This window comes from bacterium (genome assembly GCA_040755795.1).
In the GTDB taxonomy this organism is placed as follows: Bacteria; UBA9089; CG2-30-40-21; order CG2-30-40-21; family SBAY01; genus JBFLXS01.
On the sequence record JBFLXS010000071.1, the window covers coordinates 1 to 14,046 of the forward strand.

Consider the following 14,046-nt stretch of genomic DNA (forward strand, 5'->3'; position numbering starts at 1 on the left):
GGTTTTCGAGACAATGGCAAGAAGGGGATATTGTGTGCTTTTAAGGGAAGGGATGGTTTTACTTTCCTCTCGCTACTACAAAAAATAAATAATTACAACAACTTACATACATTTTCAGGGGAAACCGGGCATGAACCGTTGGTTCACAAATGAGGATGAAAATAGTGGTAGGAGATAGAAGGTAGGAGATAAGGAGATAGGCAACAGGAGTGATATTTTCTTTACTTTCTACTCTCTGCGTCCTGTGCAGTGAAAAAACTATATTTTGTAGCTATAAATAAAAAAGGATTCTGTTTAAATGGGTGATGAAAAGGTTAAAAAACTAAATCATAAAAAATCATTTGATTATTTAAATAAAAGAGAAAAGAAAATTATAAGGGCATTTGTGAAAGAATTAAGAGAAAAATTTGGAGAGAATATTCTCTCTATTCGACTATTTGGGTCAAAGGTAAGGGGTGATTTTGCCAAAGACTCTGATATAGATGTTCTGTTAGTCTTTCAGGTAAAATCAGTAAAAGTAAGAGATAAAGTATATGATATTTTATTTGGTATAGATCCTGACTACGAGTTGAAGATTTCTCCAGGAATTATGTCACTTTATGAATATCAAAAGAATGAAGAACTACACTCGCCCTTTATTGAAAATGTAGAAAAAGAGGGGATAAAATTATGAATGAAGCACTCTGCGAATACAGGATACAAAATGCTAAAGAAAAATTAGCAGCGGCAAAGGTTCTTTATGAAAATGGTCATTATAAAGATTCTATCTCTCGTTCTTATTATGCTATGTTTTCATCTGCCAGAGCGTTACTTGCTACTAAAGGGCTTGATAGTAGTAAACATTCAGGGGTTATCTCTTTATTCAACCAACACTTTGTAAAAACAGAGATAGTAGATAAAACATCAGGAAAAAAATTAGCTATAGCTAAGGATATGCGCGAGGATGGTGATTATAAAGATTTTATGATTGTTTCAAGGGAAGAGGCAGAAATGCAGATTAACGAGGCAGAGAAGATTATTGAAGAAATAGAGAAGGTACTTAACGAATTGAAACGAAAGAAGATATAAGAGATTTAGGAGAGGTTAAGTGCCGTCTCCTGAATATATTCAGGTGTAAGTCAACCATCCGGGTGACTGCGGGTGAAATGACAAAGAGGATGCTTGTCCTACTATACAAAAAGGATTTTGTTTAAATGGGTAATTAATAATGTTAGATATGTTACAAGAAATAAAACAAAAAGCTGTAAATGAATTTAAAGATTTTTTGTTAGATAATTATTCAAATAGAATCGAGTTGATCGAACTTTTTGGCTCAAAAGCAAGAGGAGATGGAGATAAAGAATCAGATATTGACCTTCTAATAGTAGTCGATAAGGAGGATAGGAGATTTGATGATCAAATATGTGAGATGATGACAGAACTATCTCTTGAGTATAATACTTTAGTTTCACCAGTAGTTTTTGAGAAAGAGGAGTTTGAATTGGAGAAGAGAGTAAGAACAGCCATAATTCGAGATATTGAGAGGGATGGAATATTGATATGGAAAGCAACTTGAAAGATTTTTTAAAAAGATGAAATAAGTGTAACAAAGGGAAAGAGGAAAAAGGGGGAAAGATTTTACCGCAGAGACGCTGAGAAACAGAGAAATAAAAGAATTAGAGTATCTCTGCGTCTCTGTGCCTCTGCGGTGAACGGTTACGGAAAAAGATTTTATCTTACTTCCACAAGAAAGGATTTTTTGAAGATGGGTGATGAAAAGGTTAAAAAATTAAATTATAAAAAGTTATTAGCACTTCTTTTATTTAGTGCGTTACTTTTTTTGTTTAGCTTACCTGCCTGTGCTGGCACTGTTACTGTTACTGCAACTAATACCGCCCCGATTAAAATTATTGATGGCGACAGCGATGATTTATTGAAAATTAGTATTTTTAATAATACTGACATTTCACCTGTAGAATGGGCAAAGGTGGATTTAAAATTTACTACCAATGGCACAACACCAATTACTGGTACTGAGGCGAGTAACTTATTTACTCAACTATGGATTGCTAAGGACGATGGTAATGGGGTTTTTACTGATTTAACTGAGGATGGTCCTGCGACATCTACTACCAACTTTTTTTCACTGGGCACAAGTGGGATTTTGTCTATTGTCTTTACTGATAATGATGCCGATCTTCAGATAACCTCTGGGGCAACAAAGACCTTCTTTTTAGTCTTGCAATTAAAACAGGATGCCAGTGCACAAGGGACAAAGACATTTGTCGTTACGATGGATGAAAACGGCACGCAAGGCACCAGTAGTAATTTAGAGTTCATTGTTGATGATGATGGGCTATCAGACAATCCTCTGGTTTTAGAGCAGGAAGGGGCTGAGTTAGTTAGTTCGAGCCAATGTGTAGCAGTGCCAGAAGACCCAACTATAACTGTAACTGATACCGCTCCTACTACCTTAAAAGATGGCAGTATTGACGATATTTTAAAGATAGCGGTTACACATAATAGCAATTCTCTGGCAGGAAATATAGAATTTGCCTACCTGACGATGAAATTTACCTCAGATGGAATCTCTCTTACCGGCACAACCACACCTCAAGCACTATTCCAGAATATATTTGTCTTTCGTGATGGCACTCCTACCGGGATAGGGAATTATGGGTCAGAGGATATTTGTGTCGCTACGGTTACTCAGGGGAGTATTAGTCTAACTTCAAATGGCACAATGACGATTATCCTGCCAGACCCGAGTTCTTATACCGTCACCTCCTGGGGCCCTTCTACCTCTACTTATTTCCTGGTGATAGAATTAACTCAAGGGGCAAGCGGTTGGGCAACCAGAACCTTTGCGGTAACGGTGAATGCCCAGGCAGGTGATGTGGTCATTGAGGATGAAACCAGTGATACTCGACTTGGGATTAATTCCTCAGGCTCAGGGCAATCTACTCAGGTAAAGGCTATCCCCAAAGATCCTGGTGTGGTTGGAACAAATACTGCTCCAGTTAATATCCCGGATGGTAGTGATGATGACCTTTTAAAGATAACCATAACCCATACCGGCACTTCAAGTTCAGGAAGTATCGGATTTGGAACGGCAACATTTAGATTTACCAAAGATGGCACTACTGCCTTATCTAATCAGGATGCAAGTAGATTGTTTGCCTATTTCTATATCTATCGGGATACAGGGGATGGTTCTTATAGTTCATCTACTGATACTCGGGTGGCTACTTACACACCGTCACTTGATACAAATGGTGAGCAAACCTTTGTTTTTGGCACAAGTGATACGAATATCAAGACCGATGGTGGGACATCAACCGTTTATTTCCTGGTGGTCAAGTTATCAGGGACAGCCAGCGGTTATGCTACAGATACATTTGTTGCCTCGATAATTTCGGCAAAGACATTTGACTGGCGGGATAAATTTGAGTTAGCGACCACATTTACTCCAGCGACATCTACCCAGGTCAAGGCAATACCTATTAGACCTGAGGTTGATGTGAGCAATATCGCCCCTGTCAAGATATGTGAGAATGATAAAGATGGGCTTTTGAAGATAAAATTAATTAATCCGGGTATGGCTGGGGCACAGGAGGTAAAGTTTGCCAGTGTGACCGTGAGGTTTGGAAGTCAGACGGATATGCAGTTGACTACAGGACAGGCACAGGCTTTGTTTAAGAAATTGTATATTTATTATGATGAAGATGGAAATGGGCTATTTGGGGCGTCAGATGTAGTAGTTGGTAGTTTGACGCAAAGCCTTATCTCCGGCACAAATACCGTTGAACTTGAGTCAAGCACAAGGACTACGGTCTCTGCTGGAGCATCGGCTACCTATCTTTTTGTGGTGGAATTGACTGGCACGGCAAGCAGTGTCTCACCACGCCTCTTTATGGCAAAGATAAAGGAAGATACCGACCCGGTAGTTAGGGCAGGGGATACCAATGAGCAACTTAGTATGGTTACTTCTGACCTGGGGACATCCACACAGGTAACTGCGGTGTCGCCTAACCCTGATGTCTCGGCTACCTCTACTGCACCTTCCCCTTCAACGATGAGTGACTTAGAAAAAGAAGATTTGCTACGGCTGACATTGACACATAAAGGTATTTTAGGTTCACAGGATATAAGATTGGCTACCGTTACTGTGAAACTTACCTCGAATGGCAGTTCGCCTCTGGATACGCCGCAGGCAAAATCATTGTTTGACAAAATCATTATCTATTACGACACCAATGGCATCTTTGAAGAGGGTGATATGGTAGTTGGCAGTGTAACTAATGCCAATATCTCTCTGGATGGTGGTAAGCAAAAGATAGACCTTTACAATACCGCTGCTGAGACAATTGTTTCTGTAGGTAGTCCTAAATCATATTTTGTGGTGGTGGAGTTGAGGGGGACTGCCAGTGATTCTGCTGTTCGCACCTTTGCGGCAACCTTTGAGCCGGCTACTGATACTACCGTGCGTGATAACCTGTCGAATATTATCCTGACTATTAATCCGACCTCTTCGGTTACCACTGCCGTAATCACTGCTCAAGGCACACCAACACCACCCAATGTTTTTGTCTATGATTCGGCACCTACTTCAATTACTAATGGTGAGACCAACGATCTATTGATGATAAAGTTTGGGCATACAGGTGATTCAAAGGATGCAAATATAGAGATGGTAAGTTTGAAGGTGAAATTTACTAATGGCACACCTACATTTACTGAATTGACTGATACTCAAGCGGCGAATTTATTTCAAGCGGTCTATGTCTATCTTGACAGCGGCAATAATAACTATGATGAAAGTGATACCCAGGTTGGAGCAACGACTACTATTAAAGGGAGTACTACCTTTACCTTTACTGATGGAGATACAAATGTGCAGGTGCCTAAATCTGTTGGCACAAAGACATATCTGTTAGTGGTTAAACTGACAGCCAATGCTAATGATTATGGTACATTTTCCGCTACGATTGATGGCTCGAAGGTAGTTGCTCAGGATGCCAATACTGAGGGCACACTTACCATCGGAGGTTATAATGTAGGCACATCTACCTCATTGAAATCCGCATCAGCAGACCCGTCGATTGTAGTGGATAGCACCGGGCCCGGGACGACAACGATTGACCCAGACTTTGGCAGGATGTTCAATGATGAAACCAATGACTTGCTGAGATTAGAGGTGAGGCATAGTGGTATTCCGGCAACGGTAGGACTTGTATTTGCTACCGTGACTGTCCAATTTACCGATGGTGCTACTGCCTTGACTACTACCCAGACAAAGGAATTGTTTGAGAATATCTTTATTTATCTTGATACTGGCGATTTTGAATTTGGTGGTACTGATACTCCGGTAGCCACAATTACTAATGCCCAGATAGACCTTCCCGGTGGCATTCAAAAGATAGACTTGCCCAATAATTCCTCTACTCAAATTGGCACAGGGGCAACCAAATATTACTTTTTAGTCATAGACCTGAAGGCAACCGCTACCTTGGGTGCGATAAACACATTTAATGCTATTATCGATGGTGATAATTGCACCTTACGACGGCAGGATAACCTTGCTACACATACTATTAGTCCAACTACACCGGCGACATCTACACCGACGACAAAGATTGTGATGAAAAATCCTACGGTAGATGTAGATGATACTGCCCCAGCACCACCTACAATGACCGATGGTGAGCAGGAAGATGTGTTGCGAATTAAGGTATATCATGGAGAAACAGCTACTATTTTGCCCAATGTCCGATTTGCTACTCTAACCGTAACCTTCCTTGGTGGTAAAACAGGTGCGACAATGACTTCTACAGAGGCACAGAATTTATTTAGCAATGTCTGGGTGTATTTAGATTCCGGGAATGATGGAAGCTATAGTCTATCTTCAGACACTATTCGGGTAGGCACTGCTACAACCATAAGTGGGGTAACTTCCATTCCTGTTGCCAGCAGCACAAATACCGTCATTGCTCCGGCGGGTTCAAAAACATACTTTCTCGTTGTCCAATTACGCAATGATGCCGTTAAGGCAAGTAAGCAAGGGACAAATAGCTTTGTAGCGGTGATAAATAGTCTCTATGACCCATTCATAGTTGAGCAGGATAGTGGGTATCGATTGACTGTTTCTTCGCCAGATAGTCCGGTTACTTCCGCTACGGTTACGGCACAGGGGGTCGTGCCGACGGCTACGGTTAATGTAACCAATACTGTGCCCAGCAATCCTTACAATATGCCAGATAGTAACATAGACGATTTGTTGGGGGTAGCAATTACTCATAATGGCACGACTACGGAGTCGTCAATGTGGCTATCACAGATGGAGGTAGTATTTGGCAGCTGGACCGGGGCTTTGACTACCGCACAAGCGAAATCGTTATTTAAGAATATCTATATTTACCTCGATACCGGTGATAATCAATTCCAAACAACAGATACCCTGGTGAAGACAATCCCTAATGCTGAAATTAGCCTTTCGTCTTTGGGCACATTATCCATTGCCTTTACTAAGGTGATAGAGACAACTATCGCCACAAATACCACAAAGACATACTTTGTAGTAGTAGAATTGCGTGAAGATGCCAGTGGCACTTCGACACATACATTCAATGCGACAATTGATGGAGATAGCCAGGTGATTTTAAAGGATGTGAATTTAGAGGAAGGTGGAACGGTAACTATCTCCACTACGAGTCCGGTGACTTCATCCGATGTGCGGGCAGTGCCAAAGAATCCGACGGTAGTTATTTCTTCATCTGCACCTACCAGCCCTCCCGGGATAATAGATAGTCAGGCAGATGATATTTTGAGGATTCAGATTACGCATAATGGCACAATAACCAGTGGAAAGATTGAGTTTGCGACTCTGACGGTGGGTTTTTATAGGTCTAATATGACCTCTATGACAAATGCAGATGTCCAGAATTTATTTGGCACGGTAAGTGTCTATTTGGATGGCGATACTATTGTTAAAGTAGCTACAGGCACGGCTATTTTAGGCACACTTACCTTTACCTTTGATGAGATTTCTGCTACCAGAATAGAGGGAGGTAGTTCGTCTATCTATTATCTGGTAGTGGAGTTACGCGGGACTGCAAGTAGCTATGGGACAAAGACATTTGTGGCTAATGTGGGTTCGACTACGGATGTGAAAGTAGAGGCATTTTCAGATGATACGAATCTTACTATTTCACTTACCCCAGGCAGTTCTACATCCGTTACTGCCCTGCCCAAGAATCCAAAGGTAGAGGTATCCACGATTGCTCAAGCGGTGCTTCGAGACGATGGCCAGCCAAAGAATGGATTACTGGCTATCAAGATTACCAATACAGGTATGTCAGGTGCAGGGAAGGTAGAATGGGCAACTCTAACCGTGAGATTTACACAGAGTGGGGGTAGTGCTTTAACAGGGGCACAGGCAGAGGCATTATTCGAAAATCTATTCGTTTATCTTGATGATAATCGTGATGGCACATACACGGTAGCCAATGATACTACGGTTGTAGGCAGTGCAACGGATATGACTGCCTTTATCAACACCCAGGGCTATGGGACATTTACCTTTGTTGAAGGGACACGAACACAGATACCATCTGCTTCATCAACGACCTACTTCTTTGTAGCCGAGTTAAAACCTACGGCAAGTGGTGCTTCTCCCAAGACATTTATTGGCAGTATTACTGACCAGTGGGTAGGAATGCGGGATGAACAGAGTAATATCGGGTTATCTTTAGATAGTGCAAGTTATGGTTCATCAACACCGGCAGTAACCATTATTCCGGTGGATGCAAGTGCTACGGTAACGGATACAGCTAAACTTATGTCCAATCTCCAACAGAAGGATACGACTAAGGATGACCTGTTATCTATTTCCATTGGTAATAATGGCACTCCGGGTGCAGGTGCGGTTGAGTTTGGGACACTGGGCATGCGGTTCTATGCCACAGGGACAACTCCGCTGGCTCAAGCTGAGGCAGAGATGTTGTTTGAAAACCTCTTTATCTATCGGGATAACGGGGATGGTGTTTATTCTACTAATACAGATACGACTGCTATTGCTACGGTGACTAATATGACCACCTTGTTAAATGCTCAGGGTTATGGGACGATTGCCATCACTGAAAGCACAAATAGCCAGATTCAATCAGCAACTTCTACTACATTCTTTGTAGTGGTAGAATTAAAGAATGGTGCCAGTGGTCAGGGGACTAATACATATTTTATTGAGGTTGGGACAGCAAATATCGGGTTACGCGATGCGGTCAGCAATATCCCGGTAGGATTGACTTCAAACAGTCGTGGTTCTGTTTCAACTAAGGTCATAGCCGTGCCAATAGACCCAACTATTCAAGTTACAGATACCGCCCCCACAAGATATACAGGTGCACCTCCTACGATGACGGATAACGAAAAAGAGGATTTACTTCGTCTGAGAGTGATACATAACGGTGTTTCAACCAGTAGGCCGATAGAGTTTGCCTCATTACGGGTGAAGTTCACGCAAGACCAAAGTTTGACCACGCCCTTAACTAATTCACAAATGGGAGGTTTATTTAGGAAGGTATATGTTTATTATAGTGCGGATGACGACACCTATGCCTCACAAACCGATACGATAGCCATAGGCAGTGTTACCAACTTTACTGGTTTCTTAGATAGTTCAGGTTATGGCACGATTACCTTTCCGGAGACTGGTGAAACCAAAGTTTCAGGGAATAGTTCAAAGTATTATTTTCTTGTGGTTGAATTAACCGGGACAGCCAGTTTTCAGACTCCCAGAACATTTGTTACTACTGTAGATGCTGATGTCGATGCGGCAATCGAGTTGGCTACTTCTACGACGAGAATTAGCGTAAATCCTGTAGCGACTGTCTCCTCAACCCTGATTACGGCTCAATCCATTCCTGCTACGGCAAGTATCACTATATCAAATAGTGCCCCCAGTCCTCCTTACATCAAAGATACTAATGTAGACGATTTACTCAGCGTTGTTGTAACACACACGGGTGATAGTTTAGATGCACCCATAGAACTGGCTACAGTTACAGTTTTATTTACTAAAGATGGAACGGTAAGTTTAACTACCGCAGAGGCACAAGGTTTAATTTCAGAAGTAGCCATTTATTATAATGGTACCCGCATTGGTTATACCAGCATTACCAGTAATCCGCAGACAATAAATATCTTTACTGGTAATTCCGACCCGCAGATAACTGCAGGCAATTCAAAGACATTTTTTGTGTTTGTGAGCCTACAATCAACCGCAAGTGGTAAAGGTACGAGAACATTTGCGGTTTCATCAGGTCAGGCGGGCAATACTGTGGTTATTCAGGATGCCAATACCCAGATTGCTCTGCCTGGAACTTATACTCAAGTAGCGACTTCTACAGTTATTACTCCAATTCCTGTTGACCCGGGTGTATCTATAACTGATTGTGCACCTGGCAGCCCGGGTCATCCTGACCCACCAACAATGACGGATGGTGAGAAAGAGGATTTACTGAAATTAGTGGTTACCCATAGTGGGGTATCAGGTGCCGGAACGATTACCTTTGGCACACTATCATTGAGGTTTTTTGGCACGCAGTCTGCTGGCTTGACTGATTCGCAAGTGCAATCACTGGTCAAGACAGTCTATCTGTTCTTAGACAATGGGAATAATAATTATGATAATGGTGGCTTAGATACAGATGTAGGTAGTCAGACAGGGGCAAATGTAGGTAGTCTGACCACAGTGGTTCTTGGCACACAAAATCAAAATATACAATTGGCAGGTGCTATCTCTCGCACATATCTGGTAGTGGTTGAATTAACCGGGACAGCCAGTCAGCAGGCAACTAAAACCTTTGGTGTAAAGATAGATGGCGATACAGATGCCAGGATTATGGATACGCGGGATAGCATTCCATTGAGTATCATTGCGGTAAGCACAGTTAGTTCTACTTTGGTTACAGCCGAAAAACCACTAACCGGGACCTCGGCTACGGTAGTAGTAAGCGATGTGCCTGCACCTATCTATTTGAAAGATGGAAATACGGATGATATTTTGCGGTTAAAAATATCGCATACCGGCAGTTCAACTGAGGCAACTTTAGAATTCGCTCGATTACGGGTAAGGTTTAGTAATGGTGCTCCAACATTTACCCCAATGACTACTCAAGAGGCACAGAACTTGTTTGATACAATCTGGGTTTATCGAGGGACATATACCGAAGGTGGGGTAAAGATAGCCACGGTTACCTCTGGGAGCATAACCTTAACCAATGGTATCGGCACCATTACCTTTACGGATAATGACCAGAATTGCTGGATAGAGCCAGGGGCAACAGCAACATTTTTTGTCGTCGCAAAGCTAAATGTTAATGCCAGTGGCTTTGCCACACGCACCTTCGCCTTAGCGGTTAAGGTAAATAATGGCGGCACAGGCACAGATGTTTGTGTAGAAGATGCCAATATGGATAGAGAGGTAGCCATTGATTCTAATCCTATTTCGGCAACATCTACGACTACAAAGGCTATTCCTGTTGACCCATCTGGCACGGTGACCCGGGTGACCATACCTTATGGCTCGATTAAAGATAGGGCAAGGGATGATATTCTAAAGATAGATATTACGCACAACGGCACTTCTACTGCCGAGAAGGTAGAATTTGCTACTGTGACTGTTCGTTTCAAGCGGCAGGATACATTGGCTTTATTGACTAATTCTGATGTTCAGGCATTATTTGGCACTGTGTCACTCTACCGGGATGATGAAAAAGATGGGAGTTTTTCGGGTGATGAAATTGTGGGGTCGGCGACTGGTAGTGCGGTAATTAACCCATTGATATTGACACTGATAAAAGGGACATCGACCAGAGTTACTGGTGGTTCTTATTCTACCTATCTTTTGGTGGTGGAACTTACAGGGACTGCCAGTGGCTATTCTCCAAAGACCGTTCTTGCCTGTGTCAATGAATCTGGTGATATTAAGATTGAGGACAGCCGTGATGATATTAATTTGAGTATGAATTTATTGCCAGGAACATCCAATTCTCTAACTGCCGTGCCGATTGACCCGTTGATTACTGCGACTAATACCAGTCCTTCTATCATTAAAGATGAGCAAAAAGATGATTTAATCAGTATTACCATTCAGAATACCGGTGAGGTATCAGCAGGAAAGGTAGAATTTGCCACCTTAACGGTTTGGCTGGGGAGTAATTCAACTACTGCTTTGACTACCAGTCAGGCACAGAACCTATTTAACAATATCTTTGTTTATTATGATTCCGATAGCAATGGTGTTTATGGGACAAATACCGATATAATTGCTATTGGCACAATTACTAATGCAGGGCTTTCTTCTGCCTTAAATAATGGCACTTTGACCATTGTATTGGATACGGCTAACCAGTATAGCAAGGTTTCTGCTGGTTCGTCAAATATATATTTTCTTGTCTTTGAATTGAAGACTACCGCTTCTACCTATACCACCAAGAGTTTTATGGTCAAATTCAGTCCCGGGTCATACACCTGTGTGCGAGATGAGGCGTCTAACATTGGGCTACCGATTGCCAGTGCCAGTCAAGGAACACAGTCCGGTATTGTCTGGGCAGTGCCAGTTGACCCGAGTGCTACGGTAACCTCAAGTTCTTCGGTTTATCAGAAAGATACTTCGGTAGATGATTTACTCAAGGTAGTGATTACCAACAATGGTGTTGTTGGTGCAGGCAAGATACGGTTTGCTACATTGACTGTGCGATTTGGCAGTGAAGCCACAACCGGATTTACCGATGCCCAGGCACAAAGCCTGTTTGAAATGGTGCAGGTATATTGGGATTCATCAAACAACGGTTTTTCTCAGGCAGGGGATGATTATTCAGTAGGAGAGGTATCCGGTAGTTCAGTTTCAGGCACAACGACTATTGTTTTAACGGATAATTCTAATGCCTGGATAAATGGTGGGGCAACAAAGACATTCTATCTCACCGTGAAATTAAAACCCGATGCCAGTGGAACGGCTACGCGTAACTTTGTGGCAAAAGTAAATGCCCAGGCAGGTGAGATAAAGATTGAAGATGTAATCAGCGATATTGGGTTGCCATTGATTGGAAGCACTGATGAGGCAACTTCCACTCCAACTAAGGCTCTTCCAGTTGACCCATCAGCCACAATCACTACCTCTGCCCCTGCGACCATCAAGGATTTGGCGGAGGATGACTTGTTAAAGATGGTGATAACGCATAACGGTGTGTCAACTGCTGGGAAGATAGAACTTGCTACTGTGACCGTTAGTTTTTATAGATCTAATATGACTTATATGTCAGATGTTGATGCCCAAAGCCTATTTGGCACAGTAAGTATTTATCTGGATGATAACAAGGATGGGGTGGCAGATGACCTGGTAAAGACGGCTACAGGCACAGATGTGCTGGCTAACCTGACATTTGCTCTGCCAGAAGGGGCTTATACACAAATATCGGGTGGCACATCTTCCTGGTATTTCTTACAGGTGGCTTTAAAGAATAATGCCAGTGGTTATGAAGGCACACGAACATTTATAGCGGCAGTGAACGAGACCTCGGATGTAGGCATCGAGGATATGCGGGAGGATATTCCACTCAGCTTTGGTTTTTCACCAGGCACTTCCAGTGCGGTCACAGCCATACCGATAAATCCAAAGGTTGAGGTGATTAATGTTGCTACAGATACTTCTACCTTAAAGGATGGAACACAGACGGATTTACTTAAGATGATTATTACGCACTTAGGGGTAGTTACTGCTGGCAAGATAGAATTTAGCACCTTGACCGTAAGATTTTCTGAAGATGGTGCTGGAGCAAATGCAATTACTACCTCAGAGGCACAAAATCTATTTGGCACAATCAGTGTTTATTGGGATGAGGAGAATAATGGCTATGGTGTAGGGACGGATAGATTGATTGGAACACAGTCGCCGACTAATGTTAGTTCTACAGGATTTTTAACCTTTGTCTTCACGGATGGGACGGATTCGACACAAATTGCAGGTGCGGGTTCAAAGACTTACTTTTTAGTGGTGGCTATAAAACCAACGGCAAGTGCAGGTTCAGTAGATACATTGGTAGCAAGTATTACCAGCAGTTGGGTAGGCATCAGGGATGGCACAACCAATATTACCCTTTCCCTAGATGCGACCTCCTATGGCTCTCAATCTACCAGCCAATCTATCATTGCCGTTGACCCCAGGGTAACAGTGACAGACAGCACATCCAGTCCCTGGAGATTAAAAGATGGGGCAATAGATGATTTGTTGAAGATAGAGATTTTAAACAGAGGGGTATCAAGTGCGGGACAGATAGAATTTGCTACCTTGACGGTAGTCTTTGGCAGTCAGACAGGGATGGTATTTAATGCCAGCCAGATGAATTCGTTATTTGGGTCGGTGAGTGTTTATTATGACTCTACTAAAAATGGTTTTGCAGAAGGGGATACATTGATAAGGATGTCTTCTGATTTTAGTGGTGGAACAGTAACATTATCTGGTTTTGGGGAAACTACAAGGATAAATGCCGGGACATCAAATATCTACTATTTAGTCGTCAGGTTAAAACCAGATGCCAGTGGCACTCAAACACGGAATTTTAAGGCAACTATTGCCCCGCTAAATCAGGGGGATGTAAAAATACGGGATGAATCAACGAATATTGGTTTAACTTTGGCTACCGGTTCTACTTTGGTTGCTTCTTCTACGGTATGCACGGCTATTCCTATTAACCCAATAGCTACGATTTCAGATACTGCCTACTTTCTCCCACCTTACCCAGGAACAGAAACAGACGATTTCCCACGCCTGATGAATGAAAGTCAACGGGAGGATTTACTCAAGATAGATATAACCAATCCCGGGACTCTGACCGCAGGTAAGATAGAATTTGGGACGGTAACGGTTTGGTTTGGTAGTGTGACGACGACTGCAACGGGATTTACCGATGACCAGGCAAAGGCGTTATTCGAATATATCTTCATCTATCGTGATGATGGTGATGGCACATGGACAACTACTGATACAATCATTGCTACTGTGAC

4 protein-coding genes are annotated in these 14,046 nt (G+C 42.5%); all 4 read left to right on the forward strand.

The window, feature by feature from the left end:
• Window positions 1-298: 298 nt before the first annotated feature.
• On the forward strand, window positions 299-673 hold the full coding sequence (locus AB1414_06890) for a nucleotidyltransferase domain-containing protein (GenBank protein ID MEW6607168.1): 375 nt from the start codon (window positions 299-301) through the stop codon (window positions 671-673).
• A complete protein-coding gene (locus AB1414_06895; protein MEW6607169.1) occupies window positions 670-1,068 on the forward strand; it encodes a HEPN domain-containing protein in 399 nt (132 codons plus the stop codon). The genes AB1414_06890 and AB1414_06895 overlap by 4 nt, the downstream gene beginning before the upstream one ends.
• Window positions 1,069-1,207: 139 nt before the next feature.
• Complete coding sequence (locus tag AB1414_06900) at window positions 1,208-1,555, forward strand: nucleotidyltransferase domain-containing protein (protein MEW6607170.1); 348 nt, start codon at window positions 1,208-1,210, stop codon at window positions 1,553-1,555.
• 189 nt (window positions 1,556-1,744) lie between these two features.
• Window positions 1,745-14,046, forward strand: a 12,302-nt coding sequence (locus AB1414_06905; GenBank protein MEW6607171.1) for a hypothetical protein, incomplete at its 3' end; no start/stop codon positions are given.